We start from the raw sequence: 19,343 nt of genomic DNA on the forward strand, positions 1-19,343 counted from the left end.
CGTGCAGGTCCGGATGAGCTTGGCGTCGGCGTTCGTACCGATCTGGTTCCTCACCGCGGTCGGCTACGCGGCCTGTCGTTGGGGCCTGCTGGGCGAGGCGGCGGCGTCGGTGCTCGGCCGATTCGTGTTCCAACTCGCGATGCCGTCCGCCCTGTTCCTCGCCCTGTCCCGAATGCCGGTGTCCGGGTTCGCCGACCGCTCGCTGCTCGCCTTCGCGGTGAGCACCGCCGCGGTCGTCGGGCTCGGGTGGGTCGGCGCGAGCCGGCTGTTCGGTCGTACCCCCGGCGAACGGCCGATCTGGGGCATGGCCGCCGGCTACGTGAACTCGGCGAACCTCGGCATCCCGATCGCCACGCAGATCCTCGGCGACGTGTCGTTCCTGGCGGAGGTGGTGCTGCTGCAGGTGCTGGTGGTGACACCAGTGATCCTGGTCGCCCTGGACCGGCACAGCAACCCGGCCGGGCGGGTACGAGTCCGCCGGATCGCCTCCCTGCCGGTACGCAACCCGGTGATCCTGGCGTCGCTGCTCGGTGTCGCGTGCTCGGCTGCCGGCCTGCGTCTGCCGTCGGCAGCCGACGCGTCGCTCACCCTGCTGTCGGGCGCCGCGGTTCCAGCCGCCCTCGTGGCGCTCGGCGCGTCACTGCACCACACGGTGCCGTCGCGGGCAGAGCCGACCCGGCTGGCCGAGCTGGCCGTGATCACCGCGCTGAAGCTCATCGCACAGCCGGTCATCGCGTACGCGGCCGGGCTGGCCTTGCACCTGTCCGCGCCGCAGTTGCTCGCGGTGGTGGTGTGCGCGGGCCTGCCGACAGCGCAGAACACATTCATCTACAGCCAGGAGTACGGCGTCGGAGAAACGATCGTCAACCGGGCGGTGGTGGTGACCACGACCCTGTCGCTGGCCACCCTGGCCGCGGCGGCGACGCTGCTCGGGTAGCCGAACGCGTGTCGTCACACCCTCAGCGAACCTCACCCGCTGCGCAGAGCGGCGAAGTCGGGTCTCATTCGTACCACCGCCTCGTCCGTCGGCAGGCCGCACCGAATCGTCACCGAGTCGCCTACCCGTCAGCCCGGCATGCGACGCTCAAGGTCCGCGACCAATGGGCCACGCCGGGTGGCCCCGGACAGTACCGCTATACCCGCACAAACCCTGGCATGACAGTACGGCACCCCCATCCCACACCCCTTGTGCCCGGAGGAACGCAGACCATGGACCACGCACCTCAGCTCATCCAGGAGCGGAGTGCTCCGCCGGCAACGCTCGTGATCTTCGGGGCCTCCGGTGACCTGACCCGACGCAAGCTGCTGCCCGCAGTCGAGAGCCTGGCTCGGCACGAGCGGCTCCCGGACCAGTTCGCGCTGGTCGGTGTCGCGCGTACGTCGATGACCGACGAGCAGTTCGCCGAGAGCGTCCTCGGCGAACGCACCCTCGCCAGTAAGCGTCAGCTCCAGGGCGGCGTGCGGTACGTGGCCGGCGGCTACGACGACGCGGATACCTACAAGCGACTGGTGGAGACCCTCGACGAGCTGGACGCACAGCGGGGCACGTCCGGCAACCGGCTCTTCTACCTGTCCACCCCGGCCGGGGCCTTCGAGCCGGTGATCAACGGACTGGCCGGTGTCGGGCTCAACCGGCCACGCGAAGGCTCCTTCGCCCGTTTGGTCATCGAGAAGCCGTACGGGCGCGACCTGGTCACCGCCCGCGAGCTCGACGGCGTCGTGCACAGCGCGTTCGACGAGCACCAGGTCTTTCGCATCGATCACTACCTGGGCAAGGACACCGTCCAGAACGTGCTGGCGCTGCGCTTCGCGAACTCGATCTTCCAACCCATCTGGGATCGCTCCTGGGTCGACCACGTGCAGATCACCGTCGCCGAGACCCTCGGCGTCGGCAGCCGCGGCGGCTTCTACGAGGACGCCGGCGCGATGCGGGACATCGTGCAGAACCACGTACTCCAGGTGCTCGCGCTGGCACTGATGGAGCCACCGGCCTCATTCGAGGCTGAGGGCCTGCGCAACGAGAAGGTGAAGCTGCTGCAGGCGATCCGACTCCCCACCGACCGGGACATCGCCGAGGCCGCGGTCCGGGGACAGTACACCCGGGGCGGCACCCGCGAAGAGCTGATGGCCGGCTACCGCGAGGAGACCGGCGTCGACCCCCTGTCGCGGACCGAGACCTACGCCGCCATGCGGCTCAACGTGGACAACTGGCGCTGGGCCGGGGTTCCGTTCTACGTCCGCACCGGCAAGCGCCTCCCGGCCCGGCTCACCGAGGTGGCACTGCAGTTCCAGCGGCCGCCGCACCTGCCGATCCCGACCGACCAGCTCACCGGCCTCGACGCCGACGCGCTGATCCTGCGGATCCAGCCGAACGAAGGCATCTCGCTGCGCTTCGGCGCCAAAGTCCCGGGCCACTCCTTCCGGGTCCGCACCGCCACGATGGAGTTCTCCTACGACCAGACGTTCGCCGAGGAGTCTCCGGAGGCGTACGAGCGCCTGCTTCTGGACGCGCTGATCGGTGACGCGTCGCTGTTCATCCGCAGTGACGAGGTGCAGCAGTGCTGGCGGATCGTCGACCCGATCATCGACAACTGGGCGAAGGACCACTCACCGATCCCCACCTACGAGGCCGCCTCCTGGGGCCCGACCGACGCCGACCGGCTCATCGGCCGCCACGGTCGCAAGTGGCGCAACTCCGCGTGACCCCGCCACGACGAATGTGACCGCGCCGCTGAGCCCAGTCTCTCGGTCTCCCATCGGGGCGCGGCGCGGTCCACTCAGTGGGCCGGGGTCGGTTCGGCCCGCTGGACACCGGGTCTGGTCGGGACCGACGCCAGCACACCTCCGGCTCGCCACGCCCGGGTCTCAACTGACACTGGGGTCCTTCGACGACACCGCTGGCCAGGGCCGGGCCTCAGCCGGCTCCTTGCCCATAGCCGTCGCTCGGGCAGCACGTTCGGCCAGGACCTGGTCCCTATTCACGCTCATCTCCTGCATCACCGCCCGGCGGTTGCGCTTGCTGAGCCGGTCGATATAGAGCGTCCCGTCGACGTGGTCCGTCTCGTGCAGCAGGCATCGGGCGAAATAGCCGGTCCCGGCGATGCGAATCGGATTGCCGTGCAGGTCGATGCCGTGCGCCACCGCCCAATCGGGACGGGCGACGGAATGCCCTGCACCCGGCACGGACAGGCAGCCCTCCACGGCCTCCACGAGCCGGCGTGAGCCGTCGGCGGGCAGCTCGATGTCCGGATTCAGGATGTGTCCGACGTGGCGGATACCGTAGTCGTCCGGGCAGTCGTAGACGAACAGGCGCAGGTCGACATCGACCTGGTTGGCGGCGAGGCCGACGCCCTGTGCCGCGTACATGGTCGCGAACATGTCGGCGATCAACTGCTCGAGCTCAGGGGTGCCGACTTCGGTCACGTCCTGGCAGCGGCGGCTCAGGATCGTCTCGCCGGCCTCGGTGATCCGAAGGATGCGGCCGTGCTCGCTGCCCGGCGCCAGCTCCGGGAACTCGTCGACCGGCTGACCCAGCAAGCGGACGCGCCGGTCGATGGCGTCGCCAGAGGTTCGCTGGACTGACATGTTTCGGGCCTCCTCGGGCTGGCATGGCGACGGTTGACTCATCACAATAAGTGCTGTTTAGGCAGTTTGCCATCAACCGCAGCGAAGACCAGGTTACCGGCTGCCCGCACCGCGCCGGACGCTCGTCCACTTCGGAGTGGGAGCCCCCACCGGCAGATCGAGGCCCTCGACGGATCCGTTCCGCCGACCGATCATCCTGTCGAAGCGGCGCCTGCGAGCGCGATCGGCGGAGGTCCGCCAGTGGGCGGGGTTGGCGGTTGATCGAGTTACGGCTACTATAACGAAGGTCGATGGATCAGATTCGAGTCCGGCTTTATGGCAACAATTTCGGACCGTTCCGGTGACTATCTCACGGGGGAAGCTTTGATTCAGGTTTCCGAATCCGCCTTGCAATCGGCCGGGCTTCTGCGCGTCGACCATGTCGGAATCGCCGTAGCGGACCTGGACGAGGCGATCGATTTCTACCAGCGCGTTCTCGGGATGCGGCTGGAGCACCGGGAGACCAACACGGTCGGTGGCGTCCACGAGGCGACGTTGGTCGTCGGTGACGACACGCCGGGCGCTCGGATCCAGCTACTGGCACCTGCCGGTCCGGAGTCACCGGTGGCGCGGTTCCTCGACCGCCGCGGGCCCGGGCTCCAGCAGATCGCCTACGAGGTGGCCGACGTCGAAGCCTCCAGCCGGGCATTACAGCAGATGGGCATCCCCCTGCTCTTCGCCTCACCGCAGCTGGGAACAGCGGGCTCGAGGGTCAACTTCATCCATCCAGGACGCGCCGGCGGGGTGCTGGTCGAGTTGGTCGAACCGGCGGCGGCCCCGAGGGCCGGGGGGTGAGGCGAGATTTCCCGGCCGCCCGGATGTGCGGCGCTCCCCGTCGGTAGGCGGTGGCCGGCAACGCCTGATGATCGATTCCCGATCTGGAGCGGATTGTTGATTCAGATCAGTAAGAGTGCGCAACCGTCTTCAGCTGAGAATGTCGTAATCAGTGGAGTCCTGCCGTGATTGAGCGCTATTCTCTGCCAGCGATGGTGCGGCTCTGGAGCGACGAGACGAAATATGCTCTATGGGCTCGTATAGAGAGTTTGGTCGCGGAGGCGCAGGCGCGATCGGGGATGATTCCGGCCGAGGCCTTCGAGGTCATCCGATCAACCCCGGCCCCGGCCGTGGAAGCGGTCCGGCGCAACGAGAAGCTGCGCGACCACGAGATCCTCGCCTTCCTCGCCGCCTACACCGAGGCCATGCCGGCCGGCACCGCGCGCTGGGTGCACCACGGTCTGACCAGTTATGACGTGGTGGACACCGGGCTCGGTCACACCCTTGCCGCGTCCTGCGATCTCTTGCTGATCGAAGGGCGCCGGTTACTCACCGCGCTGGCCGGTCAGGCAGTGCAGCACTGGGACACGATCTGCATCGGACGCACGCACGGTGTGCATGCCGAGCCGACAACCTGGGGCCAGAAGATGGCACTGTTCGCGTTCGCCGTGCAGCGCAGCCTGCGGCGGCTCGCGGCGGCCCGGACATCGGTAGCGGTCGGCACCGTCTCCGGCCCGGTGGGCACGTACGCGGATCTTCCGCCCGCCGTCGAGGCACACGTGTGCGGAGCCTTGGGCCTTACGGTGGAGCCGATCCCGTCGCAGGTCGTCGCCAGGGACCGACACGCGGAGCTGTTGTCGGCGATAGCGGTCGGTGGCGCCGTCGTCGAACAGATCGGACTGGAGTTCCGCCTGTTGCAGCGCACCGAGGTGGCAGAGGTGGAGGAGCCTCGGACGGTTGCCTATCAGGGATCCTCTGCCATGCCGCACAAGCGCAATCCATCCACGAGCGAACGGCTGGTCGGCCTGGCGCGGCTGCTGCGGGCCAACTCGGCCGCCGCCCTCGAGGACGTCGCGTTGTGGCACGAGCGTGACCTGACGCACCAGTCGACCGAGCGGGTGATCCTGCCGGACAGCCTGACGGTGGCCCACTTCCAGATGTCCACCGCTGCCGGTCTGATCGAGCAAGCGCGGGTCGACACCGAGCGGATGCGGGAGAACATCGGCACGACCCGTGGGCTCATCTACAGCTCGCTGGCCTATCGGGACATGGTGACCGCCGGTACCGATCGGGAGGTCGCCCACCGTTTGGCTCAGTCCGCTGCCAAGCAGGCGTCGGCGAACGGGCAGCAGTTCACTCACGCCCTGAAGGAAGCCGGCGTCGAGGTGGTGGCATCCGGTTTTCGACCGGAGCGGTTCCTGACCAATCGCGAACATCTCCGACAGCGCTTGAACACTTTGATTGAGGAGTCCGAGCTAGATGTGGCGCACTGAGATCATCGACGGCACCAAACTGGACACCGAAGAGGTCGCGGCCCTGTATGTCGCCTCCACCCTGGCCGAGCGGCGGCCTGTCGGCGACCGGGAGCGGTTCACCGCGATGCTGAGAAACGCCAACCTGATCGCGGTCGCCTATCAGGACGACCAGTTGATCGGCATCAGCCGCAGCCTGACCGACTGGTCCTACGCGACGTACCTCTGCGACATCGCGGTGGACCGTCGCTTCCAGCGGCAGGGCGTGGGCAAGGACCTGATCCGCGCCACTCAGGAGGCGGCGCCCGCCGCCAAGATCGTTCTCCTGTCAGCGCCAGCCGCCACCGGATATTACCCCCGCGTGGGGTTCAAGCAGCACAACTCGGCCTGGGTGCTCGACCCGATCGCCGAATCGTAACCCGGTCACGTCGCTCCGACGACCTGAGACTGAGCGGGGGCTCGTACATGATGACGCTTCGCACCGACGGATTCGCGGCGCTGGTCGCCGAGGCGGCCGAACGAGCGCGGGGGTGCACGACGGTGAACGATGCCGTACGCATCGCCCAGGCGCTCGACGGCCGGGTGCCGGACGAGATCGGAACCGCCTCGCTCACCCTGGCCGAGCAGTGCCTGCTGGTTCTGGCGACCGGCGCCGGCGCCGTGCTCGACGAGGCGGACGGTGACGGATACCGGCTGGCGCTCACCGCCACCGGACGGGCCCGGGTGGTGCCGCCGCAGGCGGAGCCCCTGGCGGGTGACGACATCCTGGGCGGCATCCGGTTCCCGAAGGCGATGGCCGAGGCGGACCGGGTCTGGCAGATGGCACGTGATCTGGAACGCCAGATCTCCACCGACATCGCGCGGGCGATGACTGCCCGGCCGGCGGCGGAGGTCCACGAGGAGCTGACCCGGATCGGTTACTCACTGATCCACATGGCCCCCGTGCTGTTCTATGTGCTCAACCGCACGTACAGCAACCTCGGCGCCTACTCCAACCTGCCGGGCAAGTCGATCCGGGTGAATTCGCCCACCTCGCTACTGAACGTCCTGCGTGACACGCCCGTCCCCGAGTGGGCGGCGGAGGATGCGGTCTTCGTCGCCTGCCTGTCGGCACTGCTGCGCTCCGGTCCCGCGGTACGCGTGGAAGAGTTCAACGGCGTCCAGCTCACTCCGGATCGCGTCGAGACGTTCCTGATGGAACGCATCGAGGCGTACGGCGGGCTGGCCCCGGACCTGGGCCACCTCGACCGACTGAGCCGCCTCAACACGCTGGCCGAGCATTGCTCGCGTCTCCGCCATGAACTCGCCGACGGCGGGGCATTGTTCTACCGCACGATCAACGGCCTGACGCTGCACAAACGGGAACACGTCCTGCTCGAGCCGATCACCTACGCCGAGGTGCCGCCGGCGGTGCATGCCGTTCTGGCCGACCTTCTCGGCCGACCGGTCGAGAAGGATTTCGGACCGGCGGGCGAGGCCCTTCGCGCCATCGTGGCCGGCTTCCGCCTGGCACCGGCGGTCAAGGACTTCACCACTCCCTTCGAGGATTTCCTGCACCAGTTGCTGACCGCGGTGGCTAACGGCACCGCATCGGACGTGTCGATGGGCCGCGGCCCGCGCGCCCTCGCCGCGTTGTCTCGGACCGCCGCCCCAGCGGACGTGCAGCTGAAAATGGGCACGAGCGAGTTCTACTGCTGCGTGACGCCGAGTGAGGCGTTCGACCGGCGCTTCGCCGACGACCGCGACCAGCTGGTCCGAGCGCTCTCGGCCTACAGCAGCCGGATGCGTTACAACACGTGGCACTACCTGCCGCACACGTTCGGCCTGACCGGACGGACGCGCGACGACTGGTTCTTCGCTCCCACCATGCCGGACGTCACGGAGTGGTCGGATCAACATCACACCGGCCATGTCATGTTCGGCGTCCGATACGCGATCCGGGTGCCGATCGGCATCCACTTCGACGGTGGCTACCGTCCCGGCCTCTTCGATCTGCGGTTGATGCGCACCGATGGTCCGGCCTACCGGACGGAGGATCTGCGCTCAGCGGTCGCGGTAGGGCGGCTGCTTGGTGAGTTGCACCAGGCGATGGCGGCCGATCCGCCGCTGATCTCGGACTTCGGCAACGACTGGTACCGCCGATTCTATGGCTGACGATGTGGTCTACGCCGACATCACGGCTCTGCGCGGCCTGTTCGGACGGAAGGCCGTCTCCCCGGTCGAATACGTCACCGACGTGCTCGGCCGAATCGCGGAGACGGATCTGGCGATCGGTGCGTTCGTGACGGTCGACCGGGACGGTGCCCTACTCGCCGCCCGTCTGGCGGAGCAGACGCTGAGGACAGAGGGTCCGGCTGCCTTCAGGCGGCTGCCCCTGCTCGGGATGGCGATCTCGATCAAGGACCTCATCCCCACCCGGGGGCTACGGACCACTCGTGGCTCGTTGCTGCATCGCGACTGGGTGCCGGACTTCGACCCGCCGCTGGTGCGACGACTGCGGGAGGCCGGCGCCGTCATCGTCGGCAAGACGAACACCTCCGAGTTCGGATGGAGCGGAGCAAGCGGCAACCGGGTCGTCGGGCGTACGCGAAATCCGTGGGTGCGGGACCGCACTCCGGGCGGTTCGAGTGCCGGCGCCGGCGCTGCGGTGGCGGCGGGATTCGGGGTGGGCTCGGTCGGCACCGACGGAGCGGGATCGATTCGCATCCCCGCCTCGTTCTGCGGCGTGGTCGGCTTCAAGCCGTCGTTCGGCCGGATCCCATACGTCCCGGCCAGCGCCGAACTGCTGTCCCATGCCGGACCGCTGACTCGTACGGTGGCGGACGCAGCACTGATGTACCGGACGATGGCGGGGCCGGATCGCCTTGATCCCTGGTCGCTGCCCGTCGAACAGGCGGAGGCCGGGACCGCCCCGCTGCGCATCGCCTGGGTCCGCACCCTCGGCGCCCCGGCACCTGATCCGCAGGTGGAGAAGGCGTGCGCGGCTGCCGTGGCCGCTCTCGCCGCGGCGGGTCATGAGGTCGTCGAGACCGACTGGCCGTTCGAGGACCCCTATCCCATACTGGCCACCATCCTCGCCGTCGCCGACGCGGCAGGTCACGACGAGGCAGCCGACACGCTGATCGACCCGGGCCGACGACCCATCATCGAGTACGGCCGCGGAATCCCCGGCACGGACCATGCTGAAGCGATACGGCTGCGCGGTGACTACACCGGCCGGGTGTTGCGGTGGATGGCCGATTACGACGTGCTCGCCACGCCGACAGTGCCCGGTCAACCGTTCCCGGTGGCGCTGGACCAGCCCACGGACACCCCGGTTAAAGGGCCGGCCCCGTGGCTGGCCTGGACTCCGGCGACCTATCCCGCCAACCTCACCGGCCAGCCGGCGATTTCGGTTCCGGTCGGACGCACGGCCGAGGGCTGCCCGGTCGGCCTGCAATTGGTCGGCCGTTGGCGGGCGGACGAGTCGGTGCTGCGTATCGCGGGGCACCTGGAGCAGTTGCAGCCGTGGCGCGACATGTACGACGACTTGGCCGGCGGATACTAAGGAGATAGCGACTATGAGCGCCTCGAAGATCATCGACTACGGCGGTGCGGCCCGTTACGCCGCGTTCAGCACCGGTAGCGTGGATTTCATCGAAGAACACGGCCTGTTCAGCGAGGCGCAGCAGGAGGCGGCCGACAAACTGCTGTCGCTACTGGACAGCATCGACCTGATCCGTGTGGTGTTCGGTGATCCGCACGGTCTGGTCCGCTCCAAGACGCTCACCCCGGCGGCTTTCCGTACCGTGATGCGCAACGGCATGGATATGAGTCCGGGCCCTTTCGTCTTCGATACCGGGCATGCCGTCGCGATCGACTTCTTCGCCGACGGCGGTGGTATCGGTCTGCCGGAACTCACCGGAGCCGGGGATTTCGTCGTGGTCCCCGACGCCCGCACCTTCCGCATCCTGCAACGTGGCGAGACTCGGGTCGGCTGGGTCATCGGTGACGAATACCTGCGTAGCGGCAAGCCACACCCGCTCTCCAGCCGTGCCGTCCTACGCCGGCTGACCGATCGGCTCGCCGACTCCGGGTTGGACTTCGTCGTCGGGCTGGAGGTGGAGTGGTACCTGACCCGGTATACCAGCCGCGACGTCGACAGTGTGGGTGGATTCGGAGTGCAGGGCAGTGCGCCGACGGTCGAGGCGGTCAACCCGGGGTACCAGTTCAACTCGGATGCCTACCTGGACGACCTGCTGCCGGTGATCGGCCCGCTGGCGCGGGCCTTGGAGCAGGCCGGGCTCCCGCTACGGACGATCGAGCACGAGTCCGGGCCCGGACAGCTGGAATTCACGTTCAGCCCGATGAGTGGACTGGCCGCCGCCGATGCCATCCTGCTACTACGGGGCATGACCAAGCAGATCTGCGCGGATCTGGGCTACCACGCCTCGTTCATGGCGCTGCCGGCTCTGGACGGCTTCGATGCCAGTGGGTGGCATCTGCATCAGTCGCTGTTCGACGTGAACGCCGGTGGCAACATCTTCGCCGCCAACGAGCCGGACCGGCTGCTGTCGCCGCTGGGCGAGCATTACCTGGCCGGTCTACTGGCGCATGCCCCGGCGGCAACGGCTCTGGCGGTGCCGACGATCAACGGGTACCGGCGGCTCGACGACGCCTTCTCGCTCTCCCCGGACCGCACCTCGTGGGCGCCGGAGAACCGTGGGGCGCTGATCCGTGTGCTGGGCTCGGCGGGAGCGGCCTCGACGCACCTCGAGAATCGGGTCGGCGAGCCGTCGGCGAACCCGTATCTGTACCTGGCCGCGCAGCTGGCCGCCGGGCTGGACGGAATCGACCGCAAGCTCGATCCGGGCGAAGCGACCCAGAACCCGCACGATCCGATGGCCGGCCGTCTACCGACGAGCCTGGCCGACGCGCTGGCCGCGCTGGAGGCCGATCCGCTCTATCACACGGTGCTCGGCGAGCACCTGCTGACGGCGTTCCTGGCGCTCAAGCGTAGTGAGATCCAGCGGTACGGCGAATGGGTGGCGAACCATGAGCCGGTGGCGAGCAACCAGGCCACCGAATGGGAACAGCGCGAATACTTCGCCCACTTCTGAGCGTCGACCGTTCACACGTCGAGGGTCACGCCGCAATCGGCGATCCAGTGGTGAAGCTGCAGAGCCATCTCGATGCTCATGCGGTTGACGCCGGTGCTCAGTCCGAAGGACGGATCGGTGAGCACCGACCGTACCCGGGCCGGGTCGAGCAGGTCGACGACCGGGGAACCCGACTCCACGATGGCCTGCAGCCGGGCTCGTACACCGAGCCGGTAGACCGGATCCTGCGTGGTCGGGAAGGGCGATTTCTTACGCTGCAGGATGCTTCCCGGCAGCAGTTCTCGGACGGCGGCGCGCAGGAGGTACTTCTCCTGGCCGCCGGAATTCTTCTGCGCCCACGGCACGCTGTACACGTAGTCGACCAGCTCGTGGTCGACGAAGGGAACCCTTGCCTGCACCATGCCGACGTGACCCAGCCGATCCCGCCGGTCCAACACGATGCGCAGGTAACGCGTGAGGTTGAGGTAGGTCAGCTCACGCATCCGGCGCTCGGTGGCGTCCTCCTCGCCGGTCAGCGGAACCTCCCGCAGCGCCTCCTCGTACCGGACGCTGATGTACTCCGGGACGTCGAGTTCCTTCATCAGCGTGCGGTCGACGAGCCCGGACACCATCTCCATCCGGTGGAAGGCGCCGAGCCAGGGGAAAGTCGCCGTCTTGACGTACCACGGGTCCTGGAACCAGATGTAGCCGCCGAAGAGCTCGTCCGCGCCGTCTCCCGCCAAGACCGGTGCGGTGATGTCGCCGATCCGCTGGGCCAGCCGTTGAAAGGCGACGTACATGTCGAGGCCCACCACCGGCTGGCCCATCGCCCGCACGACGCTGAGGTGCTGTGCGGGATCTACGAGGTCGCTCGCGTCGAGCCGGAGCTCGTCGTGTTCGCTGCCGAGGAAGGCGACCATCTGCGCCACGTACGGGCTGTCCAGCGAGTCGTGCAGCTCGTCGGGCCGAAAGTGCTTCAGGTGATGGGTGTACTCGAGCGAGAACGTGTGCAGGGGCGTGCCCGGCATCCCGTGGCTCGCCAGCGCCGAGATCGCGCTGGAGTCGAGGCCGCCGGAGAGCATGGTGCACAACGGCACACCGGGTGCGACCTGGCGACGTACCGAGTCCTGGAGGATCTGCCGCACTCGGGCGGTGGTGGTCTCCGGATCGTCGGTGTGGAGACGGGCCGAGATGGTCCAGTAACGCCGGCGGGCGAGACCGTCACGCCCGTACGTCACGATCTCGCCGGGCAGAACCTCCCGGACGCCTTTGAACACACTCATGCCGGGCGTGGGGGTGAAGCCGAAGAGCTCGCGCAAGCCGTCCTGGTCGACGACCGGCCGGACCAGTCCGCCGGCGAACAGCCCGTTGGGTGTGGAGTCGAACGCGAACCCGTCGCCGGTGTCGGTGTAGTACAGCGGCTCGATCCCGAACCGGTCCCGAACCAGGATCAACTGCTCACGCTTGGCATCCCAGATCGCGAGGGCGAACATGCCGCGCAGCCGCTCGGCGCAGGCCGTACCCCATTGCTGGTAGGCCCGCAGCACGACCTCAGCGCACCCGGCGCCGTCGAAGGAGTGGCCCCGGGCGGAGAGCTGCCGACGAAGCTCGGCGGCATTGAACAGCGTGCCGGTACCGGCCAGGACCGTCGTGCCGATCGCCGCCTGGTCGACCGTCAGCGACTGGTGTAAGCCGTCGACCAGGTCGACGGCAGTGACCCCGGTGGCCGTGATTCGGGCATGCCGGGCCGACCAGCTCCGCCGTGAGCCGGGTTCGCTGCGGTGCACGGTGCAGGAAATGGGCTGTCCCAGGACGTGGTGGTCACCGGCACCTCGGGTGAAGGAGACAGTTCCCGCTATTCCGCACACTCACGGGCTCCTTCCTGTCCGACGGCCGGAAACTGCATGCCTCATCCAGAGCCGCACTACAGGATTTGCATCAGAAAGAGGCATCGATCGAAGTCTGGCAGTTCATTCGAGCGATGTCCACAAATATCCGATGTGGCGCGAGAGCTACTGCAGGCCGACGTACGGCGCCACGTCGTCGATCTGGGCGCGAAGCTCCGGATCCGTGACCCCCAGGCCCGCGCTGGGCGCCAGGCACAACACGCCGACCTTGCCCACGTGCTTGTTCTCCTGCACCAGCCGGGCCGCCTCGGCGGTTTCCTCCATCCGGTAGCTGACCGAGAGGGCGGTCCTGATCCGCCCCTGACTGATCAGCCGGTTCGTCTCCCACGCCTCCTGGTAGTTGGCGCCGTGGCTGCCGATCACCCGCTTGAGCCGCATCCACAGGTAGCGATTGTCGAACTCGTGCTGGTAACCGGTCGTCGAGCCGCAGGTGACCACGCTGCCGCCACGACGGACGGCGAATACGGAGACGCCGAAGGTGGCGCGGCCGGTATGTTCGAAGACGATGTGCGGATCCTCGCCGTACGTGGCCCGGATGATCTTCCCCAGCTTCTTACCGACGTCCGCGGGATCGGGCAGATCGCTGCCGACCAGACCGATGTCGTGCCGGTTGATCACCAGATCGCATCCCAGCTTGCGCAGCTTGGCGGCCTTTTCCTCGCTGCTCACGACCCCGATGGGGACACCGCCGCCGTTGCGGACGAATTGCACCGCGTACGAGCCGAGCCCGCCGGTGGCACCCCAGACCAGGACCAGATCGCCCTGCTTCATCCGGGCGCCCCGCTCACCGACCAGCATGCGGTAGGCGGTGGCGGCGCACAGCGGAGTCGCGGCGGCTTCCTCCCAGGTGAGTGCCGCCGGCTTGGCCAGCAGTTGGTTGGTACGGGCGACGGCATAGTGTGCCAGCCCGCCGAAGTTGGTCTCGAATCCCCAGGCACGTTGGTCGATGCCGAGCATGCCGTCCATGTGAGTCAGCGGGTCCTGGTCGTCCACGTACGGCGCCGAGACCAGCACATGGTCACCGATCCGCCAGTGTCTCACCCCCGAGCCCACGCGCACGATGACACCCGCGGCGTCCGAGCCGAGCACGTGGTACGGCTGGTCGTGCCGGGCAGCCCAGCCGCCCTGCCTGCCGAAGCTCCGCAGGAAGGCGAAGGTGGAGATCGGCGTGAACATCGCCGACCAGACCGTGTTGTAGTTGATGCCGCTTGCCATCACGGCGATCAGGACCTCGTCCGGGGCCAACTCCGGCATCGGTACCTCCCCGATCCGGATGGACTTGCGGACGTCCTTGTCAGCCGTCTCCTTGAACATCTCGGAGTCCTCGACGCGCAGGTGCGCCGCCGGATAGTTCCCCGGGACGGGCAGGCGCTCGAGCTCCTCGGCCGGCGCGCCGGCGACGACCGCTGCGGCAAGGGAATCCATTCGGTCCACTCCTCCCGTGAAATCCGGATGTCCGGACATCTGTGTCAGCTGCTGGGGTGTCCGTCGATGGCAGGCTTGCGGCCCGATTCGTCATCGCCGGCATCAAGGCGGTGCTCGCTTGCGGGGTGCGACTGCGAGCAACGCACGGCCACCAAGAACGTTGCCGTAGTCGAGGCGACCGCCCGGAAGGGATTCCGCCGGGCGGGGGCCGTCGGCATCCCGATGCCGCGGTGATTCCCCGCCGATGCCATTCCGCGCCGTGTCCTTCCGCTGTGGCGTTGCAGCGCCGGCTTCCCCACCGGCGTGCCGGGGTCATGGGTGCCGACGCTCACGCCGCAGACGAGCGACGCCGTGCAGCGGTGTCGATGCCAGATCCCCGTTACGAACGGACTCTGCCGCTGATCCTCAGCAATCCGCTCGCATTGTCCACCCTGCACCCTGATCATCGGATGCACCAGGCTCATGGTGTTTCATAGTTCCGCCAGGCGTCGATACGAGGGAGTGAAGTTGGAGGAAATGGTGATCGCCGCCCTGCAGGGGCTGCCACGACTGTCTCCTCAGGACGCGCGGGTCTATGCGCTGGCCGCCGAGCGGTCCGCCGTCGGTCTCGAGGAGCTGTGCGTCGAGACCGGGATGACGACTGAGGAGGCCCAAAGTTCTGTCGAGCGGCTCTGCGCCCTGCAGTTGATGCGTCCGCTGTCCCCGACGTCCTCACACCTCACCGTCGTTCCTCCGGACACCGCCCGATCGCAACTGCTCGATGCCGCAGCACAAGTGATCAATGCGGGTCAACGGGTTGTCGACCGGATCCGTTCCGACCTCGACACGCTCGCCTCGGTCTACGAAGCGAGTGCGGCCAGCCGGGAGAGCCGGCAGGTAGTCGAGGTGCTCGCCGACGAGCAGGCGGTGAGTCGCATGTTGCTGTCGCAGGCCTCACGTACCACCCGGGAGGTGATGATCGCCCAACCGGGCAGCGTCCAGCCGGAGAAGACGATCCGGGACCATCAGGCGATGGCAGACAAGCTCCTGGAGCGCGGCGTCGCGGTGCGGGCCCTGTACCACCACACCGCCCGGTTCGAGGCGTCGACCGGTTACCACCTGACACAGTTGCAGCACGGCGGCTCCGAGGTCCGAACCTGCAGCGAGGGCATGAGCGCCATGCTGGTATTCGACGACCAGGCGGCGTTGATCGGTCTTCGTGACAACCCGGCCGGCATGCTGTTGGTCCGGGAGCCGAGCATGGTCGCCTTCGTCCGCCGGACGTTCGACCAGGCATGGAGCGACGCCACCGCCCTGCCGATCCGTTCCAATAGGGACGACGTGGCGCGGACTTCCGACGACATCAAGTCCACCATCCTGCGGCTTCTGGCCGAGGGCCTGGAGGACCGTGTCATCGCTCAGCGGTTGGGCATGTCGTTGCGTTCCTACCAGCGGCACATGTCGCAGATCATGACCAAGCTGGGGGCGCGTAACCGTCTGCACGCCGGCTATCTGATCGGACGTGACGGGCTGGTGTGAGGCCCGGTCACCGAGGCTCGGCCGGGAGGCTCGAGCGTCAGCGCCGCTCGCATCTGCCCGATGGTGGCCCGTGCCCGCGCGGCTTCGATCAGGGCCGGCATGATGTTCCGCCCCGCTGCGGCGTCAGCATGCAGCCGGCCGAGTTCGGCGTCGGCCTTCGCCCGAGGAACCACACGCCGCATGGGCTCGGACGGCTCGTGCCTTTCGTTGCGGACCAGGACGTCCTCGGTGACGGTCCGAATCGTGTTGGACACGCCCACGGTCGGACCGGGGGTGCGGAAGGCAAGATCTTCGATCTCGCTCTCCAGCCACCCGCTCCGTACACACGCCACCATCCCCCCGCGCTCCTCGATCCGCCGCAGCCAGTCCTCGACCTCATCGGTCAGTTCCGCCACGATCGACTCGATCACGTCCGAGCCGCCGAGTGGGTCGACGTGCCGGGCCAGGTCGGTTTCCTCGGCCAGGATCTGATGGGTGCGCATGGCGATGCGGGCGGCGAGTTCGCCCGGTGTCTGGTAAGCCTCGTCGAACCCACAGATGTGTAGCGACTGCACCCCGCCCAACACCGCGGCCACCGCCTGCAGCGTCGACCGTACGACGTTGTTCAGGGGCTCCTGGTGGGCCAGGGCGGAGCCGAAGGTGTTGACCTGGATGCGCATCTTCAGAGCGCGTTGCTCGGTGACACCCCAGCGGGTACGCAGGCGCTGGGCGTAGATCGATCGGGCGACGCGGAACTTGGCAGCCTCGGCCAGCACCTCCATGTGTGTGCCGAAGATGAAGCTGAACGTGCGGGCGATCTCGTCCGGGTTCAGACCCCTGCTCAACAGCCCGGCCAGGAATTCCTCGGCGTCGGCGATACCGCAGGCGATCTCCAGACTGCGCGAGGCGCCGGCCTCCCGGGCATGGCCGCCGGAGATGGATACCGGGTTGATCCCCGGCAGGTTGCGGATGCAGTACTCCATGACGTCCAGCGAGTAGCGCATGCTGGTGTCCAGATCGAAGATGTACGCCTTGCGGGCCAGGAACTCCTTGAGCATCTCGTTCTGGAGTGTGCCGCGTAGCGCCTTCGGCTCGACACCGGACTCCTCCGCTACCACCGCCCACATGGCGAGCAGCATCGGAGCGGTGGCGTTGATGGTCATCGAGACCGACACCTGATCCAGGGGGATGTCCGCGAAGACACCGGCCAAGTCGTCCACGGTGACGATGGAGACACCCGTGCGGCCCACCTCGCCGTCGGCGAGCGGATCGTCCGGGTCGAGGCCGAGTTGAGTGGGCAGGTCGAATGCCAGGGACAAGCCGGTCTCGCCCATTTCCCGCAGGTACTTGAAGCGGGTGTTGGTGCTCTCGGCGCTGCGCAGCCCCGCCAATTGCCGCATGGTCCACAACTTGGTGGTGTAACCAGTCGGGTGGATGCCGGCATCGAAGGGATAATCCCCCGGTTTTCCCATGCTCTCCTCCAGCTGACTCGCGTCTTCACTTTCGCATGCATGACTTCGGGCGCGCAGGGCGATCGGGACTCGCATTTCGTGTTGGCGCAAAGCCGAGGGTGAAAGAAAACCTGAAATGCCGCACAAATGGGTCTTTATGGACGTCGTAACGGTCGGGCTGGAGGAAGGTGGCCGGGTCCACGTCCATGGCCCACGTCGCGGTGATCTACCCTTGCGCCCTCCTGAGCCCCGGTGGCTAATATTCGAACGATCGCTTGGCGTCTATCACGGGAATACATTTCAAGGGATCGACGGTCGGTCGACAGAGGGGATTTCGCGTCTATGGGTGTCGTCGTTGACAGCTCGAATGCGGTGGCGGCGCTGGGCACACTCGTTGCCACTGTTCAGGCCAGGGCGCAGGAGCAGCCCGACGACTCGGCGTACGTTTTTCTGCGGGACGGCGAGGTGGAATGTGACCGGCTGACCTTCCGGCAGCTGCATGAGGCCGCGGCGCTCCTCGCCGCACGGCTGGCCACCGACATCCCGGTCGGCAGTCCGGTGGTGCTGCTTTACGAGGCCGGGCTCCAGTTCCACCGCGCCCTGCTCGGCTGCATGTACGCCGGTCTGCTGGCCGCACCGGTCAAGGTGCCGCACAGCCGGGTCGGTTGGGAACGGGTCCGCGCCGTGGCGTCCGACGCCGGTAGCGCCGTCGTGCTCACCACCGCCGACGTGCACGCTGGGCTCACCGAACGCTACGGTGCCGAGCCGGGCTTCGACGAACTGGTGTGGATCGCCACCGACGGCCTGCCGCAGCCCGCCGGCACGCCGCAGTTGCCGGCGGTCGGGCCCGACGACATCGCGCTGCTGCAATACACGTCCGGCTCCACTGGCACGCCGAAGGGCGTCATGGTGAGCCACCGGAACTTCCGGGCGAACGCGGCGGAGATCGAGGAGGTCTGGCCGACGGACGGCGGTACGGTGGTCAGCTGGTTGCCGAGCTTCCACGATATGGGACTGCTCTTCAATTTCGTGATGCCGATCAGCAGTGGCATTCCGGCGGTGCTGATGGCGCCGGAGGCGTTCATCCGGCGCCCGGCTCGCTGGCTCGAAGCGATCGAGAAGTTCGGCGGAACCCATGCGGCAGCTCCCAACTTCGCCTACGAACTGTGCCTGCTGGACGCCGCCAAAGCCGAGGTCGACCTGAGCTCCTGGCGGGTCGCGGTCAACGGTGCGGAACCGGTGCGGTGGAGAACCGTCACCCGGTTCGCCGAGGCGTTCGCGTCGCGTGGGTTCGACCCAGGCACCATGTCACCCGCGTACGGCCTGGCCGAGAACACCTTGAAACTCACCGGCAGCAGACCGGGGGAAGCTCCGAAGGCGCTGCATCTGGCCGGTGCCGAGCTCGGTGTCGGACGGGTGACGCCCTGCCCGCCGTCGGATCCCGGCGTCGTACACCTCACGAGTTGCGGCTCCCCGCAGGGCTCCTCGGTGATCCTGATCGTCGATCCCGTCACCCGCCGCGAATGCCCACCCGCCACGGTGGGTGAGATCTGGGTGCAGAGCGATTGCGTGGCGCGCGGCTACTGGCGACGCCCGGCCGAGTCCGTCGAGACGTTCCGGGCGCGACTGGCCGACGCGGAAAGAGGCGGCGAGTATCTGCGTACCGGCGATCTCGGCTTCTTGCAGGACGGTGAGTTGTACGTGACGGGCCGCTGGAAGGACGTGATCGTCCGGTCAGGCCGCAACTACTACGCCCAGGATCTCGAACTGGCCGCAGAGTCCGCCGATGCGGCGCTACGCCCGTCCTGTGCCGCGGCCTTCTCGGTGGACAGGCAGGAGTACGAGGAGCTCATCCTCGTCGTCGAGGTCGACGGGCGGCTGCTGCGCCGGATTCCGGCAGCCGAACTGACCACGAGAATCGCGAGCCGGGTGCACGACGCCTGTGGCATCCAGCCCGACGAGGTGAGACTGGTTCGGCGGGGCAGGATCCCGAAGACGTCGAGTGGCAAGGTGCAACGCCGACGCTCTCGCGAGCTGTACCTCACCGGGGCTCTGCCGTCGCTGCCGGCGCCGTGAACGGCCCGGCCGAGGCGGTGCGCGAGCGGCCGCACCGAC

At 67.8% G+C, this 19,343-nt stretch carries 15 protein-coding genes; 10 read left to right on the top strand and 5 right to left on the bottom strand.

Annotated features, from left to right (window positions below; all coding sequences use genetic code 11):
- The first annotated feature begins 13 nt into the window (after positions 1–13).
- Together O7617_RS32750 and zwf are read left to right on the top strand one after the other, a co-directional pair.
- Positions 14–937: an AEC family transporter gene (locus O7617_RS32750; protein ID WP_282260490.1), complete on the top strand. Its 924-nt coding sequence runs from the start codon at positions 14–16 to the stop codon at positions 935–937.
- Between the two features lie 272 nt (positions 938–1,209).
- Positions 1,210–2,703 (top strand): glucose-6-phosphate dehydrogenase, encoded by a 1,494-nt coding sequence (zwf, locus tag O7617_RS32755; RefSeq protein WP_282260491.1) that lies wholly within the window; start codon positions 1,210–1,212, stop codon positions 2,701–2,703.
- A 162-nt stretch (positions 2,704–2,865) separates the two neighbouring features.
- On the opposite strand, the gene def is transcribed toward zwf, so the two are convergent.
- Entirely contained in the window at positions 2,866–3,585 is a 720-nt protein-coding gene (gene def / locus O7617_RS32760; protein ID WP_282260492.1) for a peptide deformylase, read from the bottom strand.
- A 387-nt stretch (positions 3,586–3,972) separates the two neighbouring features.
- On the opposite strand from def, the gene mce reads away from it, so the two are divergent.
- From mce to O7617_RS32790, 6 genes are all read left to right on the top strand, one after another.
- The gene (gene mce, locus O7617_RS32765) at positions 3,973–4,419 is read left to right on the top strand and encodes a methylmalonyl-CoA epimerase (RefSeq protein WP_282260494.1); all 447 of its coding nucleotides are present in this window, start codon (positions 3,973–3,975) and stop codon (positions 4,417–4,419) included.
- A 164-nt stretch (positions 4,420–4,583) separates the two neighbouring features.
- Positions 4,584–5,891: an adenylosuccinate lyase gene (gene purB / locus O7617_RS32770; protein ID WP_282260495.1), complete on the top strand. Its 1,308-nt coding sequence runs from the start codon at positions 4,584–4,586 to the stop codon at positions 5,889–5,891.
- Positions 5,878–6,288 (top strand): GNAT family N-acetyltransferase, encoded by a 411-nt coding sequence (locus O7617_RS32775; RefSeq protein ID WP_282260496.1) that lies wholly within the window; start codon positions 5,878–5,880, stop codon positions 6,286–6,288. Before purB ends, O7617_RS32775 begins: the two co-directional genes overlap by 14 nt.
- Positions 6,289–6,530: 242 nt before the next feature.
- Positions 6,531–8,024, top strand: a complete 1,494-nt coding sequence (locus O7617_RS32780) for a hypothetical protein (RefSeq protein WP_282260497.1) — start codon at positions 6,531–6,533, stop codon at positions 8,022–8,024.
- A complete protein-coding gene (locus O7617_RS32785; RefSeq protein ID WP_282260498.1) occupies positions 8,017–9,417 on the top strand; it encodes an amidase family protein in 1,401 nt (466 codons plus the stop codon). Before O7617_RS32780 ends, O7617_RS32785 begins: the two co-directional genes overlap by 8 nt.
- A 13-nt stretch (positions 9,418–9,430) precedes the next feature.
- Positions 9,431–10,969: a glutamine synthetase family protein gene (locus O7617_RS32790; protein WP_282260499.1), complete on the top strand. Its 1,539-nt coding sequence runs from the start codon at positions 9,431–9,433 to the stop codon at positions 10,967–10,969.
- Between the two features lie 11 nt (positions 10,970–10,980).
- Here the strand turns inward: O7617_RS32790 and asnB are convergent, their stop codons facing one another.
- From asnB to O7617_RS32805, 3 genes are all read right to left on the bottom strand, one after another.
- The gene (gene asnB / locus O7617_RS32795; protein ID WP_282260501.1) at positions 10,981–12,816 is read right to left on the bottom strand and encodes an asparagine synthase (glutamine-hydrolyzing); all 1,836 of its coding nucleotides are present in this window, start codon (positions 12,814–12,816) and stop codon (positions 10,981–10,983) included.
- Positions 12,817–12,960: 144 nt separating this feature from the next.
- Positions 12,961–14,280, bottom strand: coding sequence for a crotonyl-CoA carboxylase/reductase (gene ccrA, locus O7617_RS32800; protein ID WP_282260502.1), 1,320 nt, complete (start codon positions 14,278–14,280; stop codon positions 12,961–12,963).
- 44 nt (positions 14,281–14,324) lie between these two features.
- A complete protein-coding gene (locus O7617_RS32805) occupies positions 14,325–14,744 on the bottom strand; it encodes a hypothetical protein (RefSeq protein WP_282260503.1) in 420 nt (139 codons plus the stop codon).
- A gap of 52 nt (positions 14,745–14,796) precedes the next feature.
- Between O7617_RS32805 and O7617_RS32810 the strand changes: the two genes are divergently transcribed.
- Positions 14,797–15,798 carry a helix-turn-helix transcriptional regulator gene (locus tag O7617_RS32810; protein ID WP_282264934.1) on the top strand — a complete coding sequence of 334 codons (1,002 nt, stop codon included), beginning with the start codon at positions 14,797–14,799 and terminating at the stop codon, positions 15,796–15,798.
- Here the strand turns inward: O7617_RS32810 and O7617_RS32815 are convergent.
- Entirely contained in the window at positions 15,768–17,375 is a 1,608-nt protein-coding gene (locus O7617_RS32815) for a methylmalonyl-CoA mutase family protein (protein ID WP_282260504.1), read from the bottom strand. The genes O7617_RS32810 and O7617_RS32815 overlap by 31 nt on opposite strands.
- A 195-nt stretch (positions 17,376–17,570) precedes the next feature.
- Here O7617_RS32815 and O7617_RS32820 point away from each other — a divergent pair, with 195 nt between their 5' ends.
- Complete coding sequence (locus tag O7617_RS32820; RefSeq protein ID WP_282260505.1) at positions 17,571–19,304, top strand: fatty acyl-AMP ligase; 1,734 nt, start codon at positions 17,571–17,573, stop codon at positions 19,302–19,304.
- The last annotated feature ends 39 nt before the right edge of the window (positions 19,305–19,343 follow it).

The organism is Micromonospora sp. WMMD1155 (assembly GCF_029581275.1).
Classification (GTDB): Bacteria; Actinomycetota; Actinomycetes; order Mycobacteriales; family Micromonosporaceae; genus Micromonospora.